The organism is Streptomyces sp. NPDC060002 (assembly GCF_042737245.1).
Taxonomy (GTDB): Bacteria; Actinomycetota; Actinomycetes; order Streptomycetales; family Streptomycetaceae; genus Streptomyces.
The window spans coordinates 136,461-151,685 of record NZ_JBHWUW010000016.1 but is presented as its reverse complement, the minus strand read 5'-3'; the positions used below and the strand labels follow the sequence as shown (position 1 = coordinate 151,685).

General features: G+C 69.5%; 13 protein-coding genes. 5 read left to right on the top strand and 8 right to left on the bottom strand.

Translation table 11 applies throughout. The annotated features are described in order from the left end of the window. Positions 1–46 precede the first annotated feature (46 nt). Positions 47–964 (bottom strand): heme o synthase, encoded by a 918-nt coding sequence (locus ACFWBD_RS17290; RefSeq protein ID WP_385667413.1) that lies wholly within the window; start codon positions 962–964, stop codon positions 47–49. A 391-nt stretch (positions 965–1,355) separates the two neighbouring features. Here ACFWBD_RS17290 and tkt point away from each other — a divergent pair, with 391 nt between their 5' ends. From tkt to pgl, 5 genes are read left to right on the top strand one after another with little or no spacing between them, the layout of a single operon-like run. Beyond that, positions 1,356–3,443: a transketolase gene (gene tkt / locus ACFWBD_RS17285; protein WP_385667412.1), complete on the top strand. Its 2,088-nt coding sequence runs from the start codon at positions 1,356–1,358 to the stop codon at positions 3,441–3,443. 33 nt (positions 3,444–3,476) lie between these two features. Then, the gene (gene tal, locus ACFWBD_RS17280) at positions 3,477–4,595 is read left to right on the top strand and encodes a transaldolase (protein WP_385667411.1); all 1,119 of its coding nucleotides are present in this window, start codon (positions 3,477–3,479) and stop codon (positions 4,593–4,595) included. Between the two features lie 3 nt (positions 4,596–4,598). Further along, positions 4,599–6,122: a glucose-6-phosphate dehydrogenase gene (gene zwf / locus ACFWBD_RS17275; RefSeq protein WP_385554783.1), complete on the top strand. Its 1,524-nt coding sequence runs from the start codon at positions 4,599–4,601 to the stop codon at positions 6,120–6,122. Continuing rightward, positions 6,119–7,252, top strand: coding sequence for a glucose-6-phosphate dehydrogenase assembly protein OpcA (gene opcA, locus ACFWBD_RS17270; protein WP_385667410.1), 1,134 nt, complete (start codon positions 6,119–6,121; stop codon positions 7,250–7,252). The genes zwf and opcA overlap by 4 nt, the downstream gene beginning before the upstream one ends. Further along, complete coding sequence (pgl, locus tag ACFWBD_RS17265; RefSeq protein ID WP_385667409.1) at positions 7,249–8,031, top strand: 6-phosphogluconolactonase; 783 nt, start codon at positions 7,249–7,251, stop codon at positions 8,029–8,031. Before opcA ends, pgl begins: the two co-directional genes overlap by 4 nt. A 36-nt stretch (positions 8,032–8,067) precedes the next feature. Here the strand turns inward: pgl and ACFWBD_RS17260 are convergent, their stop codons facing one another. From ACFWBD_RS17260 to gap, 7 genes are all read right to left on the bottom strand, one after another. Next, positions 8,068–8,982: a hypothetical protein gene (locus ACFWBD_RS17260; RefSeq protein WP_385667408.1), complete on the bottom strand. Its 915-nt coding sequence runs from the start codon at positions 8,980–8,982 to the stop codon at positions 8,068–8,070. Between the two features lie 101 nt (positions 8,983–9,083). Further along, entirely contained in the window at positions 9,084–10,769 is a 1,686-nt protein-coding gene (gene pgi, locus ACFWBD_RS17255) for a glucose-6-phosphate isomerase (RefSeq protein WP_385667407.1), read from the bottom strand. A 347-nt stretch (positions 10,770–11,116) separates the two neighbouring features. Then, positions 11,117–11,452 (bottom strand): RNA polymerase-binding protein RbpA, encoded by a 336-nt coding sequence (locus ACFWBD_RS17250; RefSeq protein WP_082412914.1) that lies wholly within the window; start codon positions 11,450–11,452, stop codon positions 11,117–11,119. Positions 11,453–11,663: 211 nt separating this feature from the next. Next, on the bottom strand, positions 11,664–11,894 hold the full coding sequence (gene secG / locus ACFWBD_RS17245) for a preprotein translocase subunit SecG (protein ID WP_385667426.1): 231 nt from the start codon (positions 11,892–11,894) through the stop codon (positions 11,664–11,666). Between the two features lie 127 nt (positions 11,895–12,021). Then, positions 12,022–12,798: a triose-phosphate isomerase gene (gene tpiA / locus ACFWBD_RS17240; RefSeq protein WP_351764448.1), complete on the bottom strand. Its 777-nt coding sequence runs from the start codon at positions 12,796–12,798 to the stop codon at positions 12,022–12,024. A 6-nt stretch (positions 12,799–12,804) separates the two neighbouring features. Continuing rightward, a complete protein-coding gene (locus ACFWBD_RS17235; protein ID WP_385667406.1) occupies positions 12,805–14,016 on the bottom strand; it encodes a phosphoglycerate kinase in 1,212 nt (403 codons plus the stop codon). 155 nt (positions 14,017–14,171) lie between these two features. Further along, positions 14,172–15,182: a type I glyceraldehyde-3-phosphate dehydrogenase gene (gap, locus tag ACFWBD_RS17230; protein ID WP_385667405.1), complete on the bottom strand. Its 1,011-nt coding sequence runs from the start codon at positions 15,180–15,182 to the stop codon at positions 14,172–14,174. Positions 15,183–15,225 lie beyond the last annotated feature (43 nt).

Genomic DNA, 15,225 nt, shown 5'->3' with positions numbered 1-15,225 from the left:
GGGTGCGTGGTGTTGACCACGCACCCCGGCCGTCGGGCAGTTCCGCTCAGCGCAGGAAGGGGTCCACCGCGACCGCCACGAACAGCAGCGACACATAGGTGATGGACCAGTGGAACAGCCGCATCTCCTTCAGCTTCCCGCCCGAGGCCTCCGCCTTCGCGCGGCTCTGGAGCGCGTGCGCCTCCCACAGCCACCAGCCGCCGGCCACCAGCGCGACCGAGGTGTAGAACCACCCGGTGTAGCCCAGCGGGGTCAGCAGCAGCGAGACGGCGACCATCACCCAGCTGTAGAGGACGATCTGCTTGGCGACGGTCTTGTTGGAGGCGACGACCGGCAGCATCGGCACGCCCACGCGCGCGTAGTCGTCCTTGACCTTCATGGACAGCGGCCAGTAGTGCGGCGGCGTCCAGAAGAACATCACGAGGAAGAGGACGACCGGCGCCCAGGACACCGAGTCCGTCACGGCCGACCAGCCGATCAGGACCGGCATGCAGCCGGCGATGCCGCCCCAGACGATGTTCTGCGAGGTGCGGCGCTTGAGGATCATCGTGTAGACGACGACGTAGAAGAGGAGCGCGCCGAGGGCCAGCCAGGCCGACAGCCAGTTGACGGTCAGACCGAACAGGAGTGTGGAGACCACCGCGAGGGTGATGCCGAAGGCGAGGCATTCACGCGGGCTGACCATTCCGGTGACCAGCGGGCGCTGCGAGGTGCGGTCCATCAGCGCGTCGATGTCGCGGTCGATGTACATGTTCAGCGCGTTGGCGCCGCCCGCGGAGAGATAGCCGCCGAGGCAGGTCAGGAGGACCAGGCCGAGGTCCGGAACGCCCTGCTGCGCCAGGAACATCACCGGGACGGTGGTGATCAGCAGCAGCTCGATGATCCGCGGCTTGGTCAGCGCCACGAACGCCTTGACCCGGGCCCCGAACGGCCGCCGGCTCGGGCTCTGGCTCGTCCCGATCATCCCTACTGGACGGGATTCAACGGCCGTCACGCACACCCCTGACAGAGACTCCCAGCAAGCCCGCGGGTGTGAACTCCCCGTAAAGGCTCGCGCGTACCACGCCACTGTAGACGTTGCCCAGACCCGGACATTCGCGGGGGTGGGGTCGTGTTGGACGGCACCTGCGAAAGAGCCGGAGGGCACTCTGTTGAGCACTCGTACGAGCGGCTCCGTATTCACTTGCCGAACAGGGAACACACCGGTCGGGAGGCGGATCACCAAGACTCCCGGCAGTCTGGAATGACTCGAAAAAATGCACGTTCTCACGGGGGTAGGCTCGACAACGGCCGGTGGGCGCCGCGTGCACCGGCATTCGACATGCGTGACATGTGGAGAGGAGCCCTGACCCAGGGTGAGCACCAAGCCGACCACCACAGACCTCGAGTGGACCGAGTTGGACCAGCGGGCCGTGGACACCGCCCGCGTCCTGGCCGCCGACGCCGTACAGAAGGTCGGCAACGGCCATCCCGGTACGGCGATGAGCCTGGCGCCTGCCGCGTACACCCTCTTCCAGAAGGTGATGCGGCACGACCCGGCGGACGCCGACTGGGTCGGCCGCGACCGCTTCGTGCTGTCCGCGGGCCACTCGTCCCTGACGCTCTACACCCAGCTCTACCTGGCCGGCTTCGGCCTGGAGCTGGACGACCTGAAGGCGTTCCGTACCTGGGGTTCGAAGACGCCGGGTCACCCGGAGTACGGCCACACCACGGGCGTCGAGACGACGACCGGCCCGCTGGGCCAGGGTGTCGCCAACGCCGTGGGCATGGCGATGGCCGCCCGCTACGAGCGCGGTCTGTTCGACCCGGAGACCCCGGCCGGCGAGTCGCCGTTCGACCACTTCGTCTACGCGATCGCCGGTGACGGCTGCCTCCAGGAGGGCATCTCCGCCGAGGCGTCCTCGATGGCCGGTCACCAGAAGCTCGGCAACCTGGTCCTGCTGTGGGACGACAACCACATCTCGATCGAGGGCGACACCGAGACGGCCGTCTCCGAGGACACGGCCAAGCGCTACGAGGCGTACGGCTGGCACGTGCAGCGGGTCGCCCCCAAGCCGGACGGCGACCTGGACCCGCACGCCCTCTACGACGCGATCGAGGCCGCGAAGCTGGTGACGGACAAGCCGTCCTTCATCGCGATGCGCTCGATCATCGCCTGGCCCGCGCCGAACGCGCAGAACACCGAGGCCGCCCACGGCTCGGCGCTCGGCGACGACGAGGTCGCGGCCACCAAGCGCGTCCTCGGCTTCGACCCGGAGAAGTCCTTCGAGGTCGCGGACGAGGTCATCGGCCACACCCGGGGCGCCCTGGAGCGCGGCCAGGCGGCCCGCGCCGTGTGGGAGAAGTCCTTCCAGCAGTGGCGGGACAACAACCCCGACCGCGCCGCCGAGTTCGACCGCGTCGCCGCGGGCGAACTGCCCACCGGCTGGGAGGAGAAGCTCCCGGTCTTCGAGCCCGGCAAGGGCGTCGCCACCCGTGCCGCGTCCGGCAAGGTGCTCCAGGCGCTCGGCGCGGTCATCCCCGAGCTGTGGGGCGGCTCCGCCGACCTCGCGGGTTCCAACAACACGACGATCGACAAGACGTCGTCGTTCCTCCCGGCGGACAACCCGCTGCCGGAGGCGGACCCGTACGGCCGCACCGTCCACTTCGGTATCCGCGAGCACTCCATGGCCGCGGAGATGAACGGCATCGCGCTGCACGGCAACACCCGCATCTACGGCGGCACGTTCCTCGTGTTCTCCGACTACATGCGCAACGCCGTCCGGCTGTCCGCCCTGATGCACGTGCCGGTGACGTACGTGTGGACGCACGACTCCGTCGGTCTCGGCGAGGACGGCCCCACCCACCAGCCGGTCGAGCACCTCGCCTCGCTCCGTGCCATCCCGGGCCTGAACGTCGTCCGTCCGGCCGACGCCAACGAGACGGCGATCGCCTGGCGCGAGATCCTCAGGCGCTGGACGAAGGTCTTCGGCAAGGGCGCCCCGCACGGTCTGGTCCTCACCCGCCAGGGCGTGCCGACGTACGAGCCCGACGAGAACGCGGCCAAGGGCGGGTACGTCCTGTTCGAGGCCTCCACGGGGACGCCGGAGGTGCTCCTCATCGCGACCGGCTCCGAGGTGCACGTCGCCGTCGAGGCGCGCGAGCGGCTGGAAGCCGACGGTGTGCCCACCCGCGTGGTGTCCATGCCGTCCGTGGAGTGGTTCGAGGAGCAGGACCAGGGGTACCGGGACAGCGTCCTGCCCCCGTCCGTCAAGGCCCGCGTCTCGGTCGAGGCCGGTATCGGTCTCACCTGGCACAAGTACGTCGGGGACGCAGGCCGCATCGTTTCCCTGGAGCACTTCGGTGCTTCCGCCGATGGCAAGGTCCTCTTCCAGGAGTACGGCTTCACTGCCGAGAACGTGGCCGACAAGGCCCGGGAATCCCTCGCCGCCGCCCAGCGCTGACGCTCACATACGACACGTAGGAGATGTAATTCCATGACAGACGCACTCAAGCGCCTCTCCGAAGAAGGCGTCGCGATCTGGCTGGACGACCTGTCGCGCAAGCGGATCACGTCCGGCAACCTGGCCGAACTGATCGACCAGCAGCACGTCGTGGGCGTCACCACCAACCCGTCGATCTTCCAGAAGGCCATCTCGCAGGGCGACGGCTACGACCAGCAGCTGTCGGACCTCGCCGCCCGCAAGGTCACCGTCGAAGAGGCCATCCGCATGATCACGACGGCGGACGTCCGCGACGCCGCCGACATCCTGCGCCCGGTCTTCGACGCCACCGGCGGCCAGGACGGCCGGGTCTCGATCGAGGTCGACCCGCGCCTGGCGCACCACACCAAGCCGACGGTCGCCGAGGCCAGGCAGCTCGCCTGGCTGGTCGACCGCCCCAACACGCTCATCAAGATCCCGGCCACGATGGGCGGCCTGCCCGCGATCACCGAGGTCATCGGCCTCGGCATCAGCGTCAACGTCACGCTGATCTTCTCGCTGGAGCGCTACCGCCAGGTCATGGAGGCCTACCTGGCCGGCCTCGAGCAGGCCAAGGAGCAGGGCCTGGACCTGTCGAAGATCCACTCCGTGGCGTCCTTCTTCGTGTCCCGCGTGGACACCGAGATCGACAAGCGGCTCGACGCGCTCGGCACCGACGAGGCCAAGGCCGCCCGCGGCAAGGCGGGCCTGGCCAACGCCCGGCTCGCCTACCAGGCGTACGAGGAGGTCTTCGCCGGCGAGCGCTGGGCCGCGCTGGAGAAGGCGGGCGCCAACAAGCAGCGTGCGCTGTGGGCCTCCACCGGTGTGAAGGACCCCGCCTACAAGGACACCCTGTACGTGGACGACCTGGTGGCGCCGAACACGGTGAACACCATGCCGGAGGCGACCCTGTTCGCCGCCGAGGACCACGGCGTGATCACCGGCAACACCGTCGCCGGCACCTACGAGCAGGCCCGCGCCGAGATCGACGCCGTCGAGAAGCTCGGCATCTCCTACGACGAGGTGGTCCAGCTCCTCGAGGCCGAGGGCGTGGAGAAGTTCGAGGCGTCCTGGAACGACCTGCTCAAGTCGACCGAGGCGGAGCTCCAGCGCCTCGCCCCCACGGAGGGCTGAACTCTGTCGAGCAGCAACCCGCTGCGTGACCCCGCCGACCGACGGCTCCCGCGTATCGCGGGGCCGTCGGGCCTGGTCATCTTCGGCGTCACGGGCGATTTGTCCCGGAAGAAGCTCATGCCCGCCGTGTACGACCTCGCCAACCGGGGTCTGCTGCCGCCGGGCTTCTCGCTGGTCGGCTTCGCCCGCCGCGAGTGGGAGCACGAGGACTTCGCACAAGAGGTCCACGACGCCGTCAAGGAGCACGCCCGCACGCCCTTCCGCGAGGAGGTCTGGCAGCAGCTCGTCCAGGGCATGCGCTTCGTGCAGGGCACCTTCGACGACGACGACGCCTTCGAGCGGCTGCGCGGCACGATCGAGGAGCTCGACAAGGCGCAGGGCACGGGCGGCAACTTCGCCTTCTACCTCTCCGTGCCGCCGCGTTCCTTCCCCGTGGTCATCCAGCAGCTGAAGAAGCACGGGCTGGCCGACCAGAAGAACGGCTCCTGGCGACGCGCGGTCATCGAGAAGCCCTTCGGTCACGACCTCGCCTCGGCCGAGGACCTCAACAAGGTCGTCCACGAGGTCTTCGGCTCGGACCAGGTCTTCCGCATCGACCACTACCTGGGCAAGGAGACCGTCCAGAACATCATGGCGCTGCGCTTCGCCAACACGATGTTCGAGCCGATCTGGAACCGGTCCTTCGTGGACCATGTGCAGATCACGATGGCCGAGGACATCGGCATCGGCGGCCGGGCCGGCTACTACGACGGCATCGGCGCCGCCCGTGACGTCATCCAGAACCACCTGCTCCAGCTCATGGCCCTCACGGCCATGGAGGAGCCGGCCTCCTTCGACGCGGACGCGCTGGCCGCCGAGAAGACCAAGGTGCTCGGCGCGGTGCGGCTGCCGAAGGACCTGGGCCGCGCCACCGTGCGCGCCCAGTACGCGGCCGGGTGGCAGGGCGGCGAGAAGGCCGTCGGCTACCTCGAAGAGGACGGCATCGACCCCCAGTCGAAGACCGACACCTACGCGGCCGTCAAGCTGGAGGTCGACAACCGCCGCTGGGCGGGCGTCCCCTTCTACCTGCGCACCGGCAAGCGCCTCGGCCGCCGGGTCACCGAGATCGCGGTCGTCTTCCAGCGGGCGCCGCACTCCCCCTTCGACTCCACGGCCACCGAGGAGCTCGGCGCGAACGCGATCGTCATCCGCGTCCAGCCGGACGAGGGCATCACGGTCCGCTTCGGCTCGAAGGTGCCCGGCACCTCGATGGAGATCCGGGACGTGTCGATGGACTTCGCCTACGGCGAGTCCTTCACGGAGTCCTCGCCCGAGGCGTACGAGCGCCTCATCCTCGACGTGCTGCTGGGCGACTCGAACCTCTTCCCCCGCACGGAAGAGGTGGAGCTGTCCTGGAAGATCCTCGACCCGATCGAGCGGTACTGGGACAAGAACGGCAAGCCCGCGCAGTACCCGTCGGGCACGTGGGGGCCCGTCGAGGCCGACGAGATGCTCGAGCGAGACGGACGGAGCTGGCGCCGGCCATGAAGACAGACCTCACGGACACCACTGCCAGCAAGATCAACAAGGCGTTGGTGCAGGGCAGGCGGGCGATAGGCACACCCGCCGTCGGCATGGTGCTCACCCTCGTCGTCGTCACGGACGAGGAGAACGCCTACGACGCCCTGAAGGCCGCCAACGACGCGTCGCGCGAGCACCCCTCGCGCACGCTCGTGGTCATCAAGCGCGTCTCGCGGTCCCCCCGGGGCCGCACCCAGTCCCGTCTCGACGCCGAGGTACGCCTCGGCGCGGACGCGGGCAGCGGCGAGACGGTGATCCTCCGGCTGTACGGCGAGGTCTCCGACCACGCCCAGTCCGTCGTCCTCCCGCTGCTGCTGCCGGACGCGCCGGTGGTGGTCTGGTGGTCGGTGGACGCCCCGCGCGACCCGGCGGGCGACCCGCTGGGCGCCCTGGGCCAGCGCCGGGTCACCGACAGCTACGCGGCCGAGAAGCCCATCAACGAACTGCGGGGCCGCGCCGAGAGCTACGAGCCGGGCGACACCGATCTGGCCTGGGCCCGGATCACCCCGTGGCGCTCGATGCTGGCCGCCGCCCTCGACCAGGTCAGCTGCGAGATCGTCTCCGCCGAAGTGGCGGGCGAGGAGTCCAACCCGAGCGTCGAACTGCTCGCCATGTGGCTCGCCGACCGGCTCCATGTGCACGTCCGCCGCGCGATCTCGGCCGGCCCGGGTCTGACCCAGGTCCGGATGGAGACCACCGGCGGTCCGATCACGCTGCACCGGTCGGACGGTGCGATGGCCACGCTGGCGCTGCCGGGCCAGCCGGACCGCGCGGTGGCGCTCAAGCGCCGCGAGACGTCCGAGCTGCTCGCGGAGGAGCTGCGCAGGCTCGACCCCGACGACACGTACGCGTCCGCCCTGCGGTTCGGCGTGGACCGGCTGGGCGGGATCCAGTCGGCCGCGGAGCGGGAGGCGGAGCGGGCCGAGGCCGCCGGCCAGCCCACCCCGTCCCTCCCGGTCCGCGCGGTGCCGGAACCGGCGGGCGCGGGGCGCGACTCCGAGCCGGCCGTGCCGTCCGCGGCCCCGGCCGGCCACGGCGACGCCGACCGGCCCTCGCCGGCGCAGATGCCCCCGGTCAGGAAAGCGGAGCCGCAGTGAGCACTCCCCAGCTGGTCGTGCACCACGACAAGGAACTGATGGCGCAGGCCGCCGCGGCCCGCCTCATCACGAAGATCGTGGACGCCCAGGCCTCCCGGGGCCAGGCGTCCGTGGTCCTCACGGGCGGTCGCAACGGCAACGGCCTGCTGGCCGCGCTGGCCGCCGCGCCCGCCCGCGACGCCGTCGACTGGGCCCGGCTGGACCTGTGGTGGGGCGACGAGCGCTTCCTGCCCGAGGGCGACCCGGAGCGCAACGTCACGCAGGCCCGTGAGGCCCTGCTGGACTCCGTCCCGGTGGACCCGAAGCGCGTGCACGCCATGCCCGCGTCCGACGGTCCGTACGGCGCCGACGTGGAGGCGGCCGCGGCCGCCTACGCGGAGGAGCTGGCCCGCGCGGCCGGCCCCGAGAACCATGGCGACGTGCCCGCCTTCGACGTCCTGATGCTGGGCGTCGGCCCGGACACCCATGTGGCCTCGCTCTTCCCGGAGCTGCCGGCCGTGCGGGAGACCGAGCGCACGGTGGTGGGCGTGCGCGGCGCGCCCAAGCCCCCGCCGACCCGGGTCACCCTCACCCTCCCGGCGATCCGGGCGGCCCGTGAGGTGTGGCTGCTCGCGGCCGGCGAGGACAAGGCGCAGGCCGCGGCGATCGGGCTGTCCGGCGCGGGCGAGATCCAGGCCCCGGCGGCGGGCGCCCGGGGCCGCTCCCGCACCCTGTGGCTCCTGGACACGGCCGCGGCCTCCCAGCTCCCGAGGTCGCTGTACCCTCCGGCGTCCGCCTGACGCGGTCGCCGCTGCACAGAACCAGAACCCGTACGGTCAACCGCCGTACGGGTTCTGCCCGTTGTGGGCCTGGTACGACCCGTACGGGTTGCCCTGGGGAGACGGCTGCCCCGGGCCCGGTGCGTACGGATGGCCGTACGGGTGTCCGTAGGGCTGTCCGTACGGGTTTCCCTGCGGCGGGACCCGGGACGGCGACCCGGCGGGGGTCGGCGGCAGGGTGGCCGGGTGGGCCGCCAGCCGGATGCCGTACCGCCGCTTGAGGCGGCGCATCTCCAGCAGCGCGAGCCCCGTGACCGTCACCGGTGCGCCCAGGATGAAGACGATGCCCATGGTGAGGCTGAGGCCGTGCAGATCGCCGGTGATCAGGTCGGGGACGGCCATCAGCCAGGTCGTCACCGTGGCGAGCAGCGGCGGCAGACAGCGGTGCACCGCTGCGGAACCGAAGAAGTTCCCGGAGAGCCGGACGGCGCCGGCCATCACGAAGAAGGCCATCCAGAGGCCCACGAGGGTGAGCAGCATCCTCGGCATCAGCCCGAGTGTCTCGCTGGACCGGAAGATCCCCACGGTCGTCAGGACACAGCCGATGAAGAGCAGCAGCAGCTTGAGCGAGTCGAGGAGCGGCGACTTCAGCTGCCGGACGGTGCCGGTGTGCCGCCAGACGAAGAGCATCACGCCGACCGTCAACGGGGTGAGGAAGAACAGGACGGCGGAGGCGATGGCCGTGTTCTCCAGCATCTCCTCGAAGGCGAAGCCGCCCTGGACGAAGGTGTAGACGCCGACGGCCGCGACCGCCCCGGCGATGACCCGGCCGCGCTTGAGCCGTTCCACCGTCGGATCGAGCGCTTCCGGTATCCACGCCGGATGGAACACCGCCCACGCCACCTTGTGGGGCTTCAGGAACGAGCGGGCGGTCAGCGAGCCGTCGGTCCAACTCCTGCGCACACGGGTCACGTTGCTCTCCCCCGAGAGATCGGTCTCATGATCGCCGGGGATTCTACGGGAAGCGGACGGCCACTCGCCGCCCGCTTCCCGCTTCTCCCGTCCGGTGACCGCTAGCGGCCGCGCAGCTCCCGGTACTTGGCGACCAGGGCCTTGGTGGACGCGTCCAGGCCGGGGACCTCGGCGCCCTCGGTGAGGGCGGGTTCCACGCGCTTGGCGAGCACCTTGCCGAGCTCCACGCCCCACTGGTCGAAGGAGTCGATGTTCCACACCGCGCCCTGCACGAACACCTTGTGCTCGTAGAGCGCGACGAGCTGGCCGAGGACCGAGGGGGTCAGCTCACGGGCGAGGATCGTGGTCGTGGGGTGGTCGCCCTTGAACGTCTTGTGAGCGACCAGTTCCTCGGGCACGCCCTCGGCGCGCACCTCCTCGGGCGTCTTGCCGAAGGCCAGCGCCTGGGTCTGGGCGAAGAAGTTGGCCATGAGCAGGTCGTGCTGTGCCTTGAGTTCGTCGCTCAGCTCGGCGGCCGGCTCGGCGAAGCCGATGAAGTCCGCCGGGACGATCTTCGTGCCCTGGTGGATCAACTGGTAGTAGGCGTGCTGCCCGTTGGTGCCGGGGGTGCCCCAGACGATCGGGCCGGTCTGCCAGTCGACCTCCTGGCCGTCCCGGTCGACGGACTTGCCGTTGGACTCCATGTCCAGCTGCTGGAGGTAGGCGGCGAACTTGGACAGATAGTGGCTGTAGGGCAGCACGGCGTGCGACTGAGCATCGTGGAAGTTGCCGTACCAGATGCCCAACAGGCCGAGCAGCAGCGGCACGTTGGACTCGGCGGGCGCGGTCCTGAAGTGCTCGTCGACGAGGTGGAAGCCGTCGAGCATCTCCCGGAAGCGGTCCGGGCCGATGGCGATCATCAGCGACAGGCCGATCGCCGAGTCGAAGGAGTAGCGGCCGCCGACCCAGTCCCAGAACTCGAACATGTTGGCCGTGTCGATGCCGAAGTCGGCGACCTTCTCGGCGTTCGTCGACAGCGCGACGAAGTGCTGGGCGACGGCCGTGTCCTTCCCACTCCCGACTTCGCCCGAGCGGGAGGCGCCCCCATCGAGCGCGTCCAGCAGCCAGCTGCGGGCCGAGGTCGCGTTGGTGATCGTCTCGATCGTGGTGAAGGTCTTCGACGCGATGACGAACAGCGTCTCCGCCGGGTCCAGGTCCCGGGTGGCCTCGTGCAGGTCGGCGCCGTCCACGTTGGACACGAAACGGACCGTGAGGTCGCGGTCGGTGTAGCCGCGCAGCACCTCGTAGGCCATCGCCGGGCCCAGGTCGGAGCCGCCGATGCCGATGTTCACCACGTTCCGGATACGCCGGCCGGTGTGGCCGGTCCAGGCGCCGGAGCGGACGCGGTCGGCGAAGCCGGCCATCTTGTCGAGGACCGCGTGCACCGCCGGGACGACGTTCTCCCCGTCGACCTCGATCACCGCGTCGCGCGGGGCGCGCAGGGCGGTGTGCAGGACGGCACGGCCCTCGGTGGTGTTGATCTTCTCGCCGCGGAACAGGGCGTCCCTGAGGCCGAAGACGTCGGTGGCGACGGCCAGTTCGCGCAGGTGCCGCAGCGTCTCGTCGGTGACGAGGTGCTTGGAGTAGTCGATGTGCAGGTCACCGACCCGTAGCGTGTATCCCGCGCCGCGCTCGGGGTCGGCGGCGAACAGCTCCCGCAGCCGTACCTCGCCGAGTTCCTCGCGGTGTTTGGCCAGAGCGGTCCACTCGGGCGTCTGGTTGAGCCTCGTACGGCCGTCTGCGTTCATGTCGGACTTCAGCCCTCTTTCCTCATCTGTCCGTGCTGCGCACGCCTTGCCCCGCCGGTTCCAACCTAGTTGATCAGCGCGTCGGGTGAGCGGACGTGCCACGGTCGCAGGGGGCGACAACAGGTACGTTCGCCTGGCCCACGGGTATCAACGCGGCGACGGCGAGTATGAGAGGCAGGGCCGCGCAGGCGTCGTCGAAGAGGGGCTGAAGGGTGGTCAGCGAGAAGCCGGTGGCGTGCGGACAGAGGGACGGAGGCATGACCGAGGGGCACGGCGCGGGCGGACGGCCACCCGTGGGTGAAACAGGTCCGGCCAGGCGCCCCAGGACACCCGGCCGGTCTCGGTCGTCAGATCTCGCCCCGCAGTTTGGCGAGCGCCTCCGCGAGGATCGCCTCACCGTCCGCGTCGCTGCGCCGCTCCCGCACATAGGCGAGGTGCGTCTTGTAGGGCTCGGTGCGCGGCGGGGCCGGGGGGTTGTCCCGGTCCTGCCCGGCGGGAAAGCCGCAGCGCGGGCAGTCCCAGGTCTCGGGAACCTGCGCGTCGCTGGCGAAGCTGGGCACCGTCTCGTGTCCGTTGGAGCACCAGAAGGAGATGCGCAGACGGGGCGCGGACTCGCCCCGCTCGGCCTCGCCCATCGGCCCCGCCCCGACCCGGCTTCCTCGGATCGCGTTGCCACTTGCCACGGTCGTAACTCCCTGCGTGATGGTGCCGCAAAGCGAGTCGGCGTTTCGCTTCGCTGCGAGCGCCTCAGTCTACGTAAGGCCCAACGCGCGTCCAGTGATTGGAGTTACAGCTCCCACACCTAGACGCAAGCCCCATGATAGGCCGCGCTCAGCTGCGCGTACCGAACATGGGGCCTTACGTACCGGAATGTGTGTGACTGTGCGAAGTTGATCAGCTGTTCGTCTTCATCACGATGCCGAGAACGATGATGCAGGTGAACCACAGCAGACCGATGACGACGGTGATGCGGTCGAGGTTGCGCTCGGCGACCGAGGAGCCGCCGACGGAGGACTGCATGCCGCCACCGAACATGTCGGAGAGACCGCCGCCCTTCCCCTTGTGCATCAGCACCAGCAGCATCAGCAGCAGGCTGAAGACGATCAGGGCGATCGAGAACCCCAAAACCACGGCTGGACCAACTTCCTCGGATTCGGATAACGACTCGGACGAACGACGGGGGCATAGCGACAACCGCTATGCCCCCGCAAGGGTACGACGGATCGCCGCTACCGCATACTCACAGCTCGGATCACTGGTCGCGGAAGCGCACGATCTTGACGAACTCGTCGGCGTCCAGCGAGGCACCGCCGACCAGCGCGCCGTCGATGTCGGCCTGCGCCATGATCTCGGCGACGTTGCCGGACTTCACGGAGCCGCCGTACTGGATGCGGACCTTGTCGGCCAGCTCCTGGGTGTAGAGCTCGGCGATCTTGCCGCGGATGGCGGCGCAGACCTCCTGCGCGTCCTCGGCGCCGCAGACCTTGCCGGTGCCGATGGCCCAGACGGGCTCGTAGGCGATCACGATCGTCTCGGCCTGCTCGGCCGCGAGATCCTTCAGACCGCCCTCGACCTGGGTGAGGGTGTGGGAGACGTGGTTGCCCGCCTCGCGGACGTCCAGTTCCTCACCGACGCACAGGATCGGGGTCAGACCGTGCTTGTAGGCGGCCTTGACCTTGGCGTTCACGAGCTCGTCGGTCTCGTTGTGGTACTGGCGGCGCTCGGAGTGGCCGATCGCCACGAACGTGCACTTCAGCTTGGCGAGCATCGGGCCGGAGATCTCGCCGGTGTAGGCGCCGGAGTCCTGCGCCGAGATGTCCTGGGCGCCGTACTTGATCTTCAACTTGTCGCCGTCGACCAGGGTCTGCACGGAGCGCAGGTCGGTGAAGGGCGGCAGGACGGCGACCTCGACGGCCTCGTGGTCCTTGTCGGCCAGGGCGAAAGCGAGCTTCTGGACGTGGGCGATGGCCTCGAGGTGGTTGAGGTTCATCTTCCAGTTGCCCGCCATCAGCGGCGTGCGAGTGGTCATGCGGGGTCAGCCTTCCAGTGCGGCGAGACCGGGGAGCGTCTTGCCCTCGAGGTATTCGAGGGAGGCGCCACCACCGGTCGAGATGTGGCCGAATGCGTTCTCGTCGAAGCCCAGGAGGCGGACGGCCGCGGCGGAGTCGCCGCCGCCGACGACCGTGAAGGCCGGGGAGTCGATGAGGGCCTGGGCTACCGCCTTGGTGCCCTCGGCGTAGTCGGGGTGCTCGAAGACGCCCATGGGGCCGTTCCAGAAGACGGTGCCGGCGTCGGCGAGCTTCGAGGCGTACAGGGCACCGGTCTCGGGACCGATGTCGAGGCCCATCAGGTCGGCGGGGATGGCGTCCGCGGCGACGGTGACGGGGTCGGACGGGGCCTTGGTCTTCAGGTCCGGGAACCGGGCCGCGGCCACGACGTCGACGGGCACGATCAGCTCGACGCCGTTCTTCTCGGCGCGCTCGACGTACTCATTGACGACGGGCAGCTGATCGTCCTGGACGAGGGAGGCACCGATCTCGTACCCCTTCGCCTTGAGGAAGGTGAAGGCCATGCCGCCGCCGATGAGGAGGCGGTCGGCCTTGCCGAGCAGCTGGTCGATGACGGCGAGCTTGTCGGAGACCTTGGAGCCGCCGAGGGCGACGACGTAGGGCCGCTTGACGTCGTCGGTGAGCTGCTTCAGGACGCCGACCTCGGTGGCGATCAGGAAACCGGCCGCGTGCGGCAGCCGCGCCGGGAGGTCGTAGACGGAGGCGTGCTTACGGTGCACCGCCCCGAACCCGTCGCCGACATAGAGGTCGGCGAGTTCGGCGAGCCGGTCGGCGAAGGCGCCGCGCTCGGCGTCGTCCTTGCTGGTCTCGCCCGCGTTGAAGCGCAAGTTCTCCAGGACTGAGACCTGGCCGTCGGTGAGGCCCGCGACCGTGGACCGCGCGGACTCGCCGACCGTGTCGGTCGCGAAGGCCACGGCCGTGCCGAGGAGTTCACCCAGCCGGGCGGCGGCGGAGGCGAGGGAGAAGGCCGGGTCCGGCGCGCCCTTGGGGCGGCCCAGGTGCGAGGCGACGACCACCTTGGCACCCGCGTCCGCGAGGGCCTTGACGGTGGGCAGGACGGCCCGGATACGGCCGTCGTCGGTGATGGTGCCGCTGTCGAGCGGCACATTGAGGTCGGCGCGGACGAAGACCCGCTTGCCTGCGACGCCTTCGGCGAGAAGTTCGTCGATCGTCTTCATTACGGGGGCTCCTGAGGAGGGCTCGTGGTGCTCGTGATCGCTCGTGATCGCCGGCAACCGTGAAGAAGGCTGATCCGTACGTGCGTCAGGGCTCGGGCGGCGCGTCCCTGCGCCGCCCGAGCCCTGCACTCACATCAAGGTGCCTGATCCGACGATCAGAGCTGGCCGCCGACGAAGACCGTCAGGTCGACGAGGCGGTTGGAGTAGCCCCACTCGTTGTCGTACCAGCCGAGGATCTTCACCGAGTTGCCCTCCTGGACCATGGTCAGGGAGGAGTCGAAGGTGCAGGAGGCCGGGTCGCCGACGATGTCCGAGGAGACGATCTGGTCCTCGGTGTAGGTCAGGTAGCCCTTGAGGTCGCCGTCCTCGGAGGCCTTCTTGAACGCGGCGTTGACCTCGTCCTTGGTGACCTCGCGCTGGAGCGTCACGACGAGGTCGGTGGCCGAGCCGGTCGGGACCGGGACGCGCATGGCGATGCCGTCCAGCTTGCCCTTGAGCTGCGGGAGGACCAGGGCGGTGGCCTTCGCGGCACCCGTCGTGGTCGGGATGATGTTCTCGGCGGCGGCGCGGGCGCGGCGCAGGTCCGAGTGCGGGAAGTCCAGGATGCGCTGGTCGTTGGTGTACGCGTGGACCGTCGTCATCAGACCCTTGACGATGCCGAAGTTCTCGTCGAGGACCTTGGCCATCGGCGCCACACAGTTGGTGGTACAGGAGGCGTTGGAGATGACGTGGTGGTTGGCCGCGTCGTACTTGTCCTGGTTGACGCCCATCACGATGGTGATGTCCTCGTCCTTGGCCGGAGCCGAGATCAGGACCTTCTTGGCGCCGCCTGCGATGTGCTTCTCGGCGTCGGCCTTCTTGGTGAAGATGCCGGTCGACTCGATCACGATGTCGACGCCCAGGTCGCCCCACGGGATGTCCGCCGGGTTGCGCTCGGACAGCACCTTGATGGTGTGACCGTCGACGGTGATCGTGTCGGCGGTGTGCGACACCTCGGCCTTGAGACGGCCCAGGATGGTGTCGTACTTCAGCAGATGTGCGGTGGTCGCGGTGTCACCCAGGTCGTTGACAGCCACGATCTCGATGTCAGCACCCTGCTCCAGCAGCGCGCGGAAGTAGTTACGACCGATGCGGCCAAAGCCGTTGATGCCTACGCGGATCGTCACGAACCGATCTCCTCGTTGATACACCGGCTATGCGGTGCCGGCG

Coding starts and splice junctions, on each gene's coding strand:
- ACFWBD_RS17290 (WP_385667413.1), bottom strand. CDS start 964: ATGATCGGGACGAGCCAGAGCCCGAGCCGGCGGCCGTTCGGGGCCCGG.
- tal (WP_385667411.1), top strand. CDS start 3,477: ATGACAGACGCACTCAAGCGCCTCTCCGAAGAAGGCGTCGCGATCTGG.
- opcA (WP_385667410.1), top strand. CDS start 6,119: ATGAAGACAGACCTCACGGACACCACTGCCAGCAAGATCAACAAGGCG.
- pgi (WP_385667407.1), bottom strand. CDS start 10,769: ATGAACGCAGACGGCCGTACGAGGCTCAACCAGACGCCCGAGTGGACC.
- tpiA (WP_351764448.1), bottom strand. CDS start 12,798: ATGACCACTCGCACGCCGCTGATGGCGGGCAACTGGAAGATGAACCTC.
- ACFWBD_RS17235 (WP_385667406.1), bottom strand. CDS start 14,016: ATGAAGACGATCGACGAACTTCTCGCCGAAGGCGTCGCAGGCAAGCGG.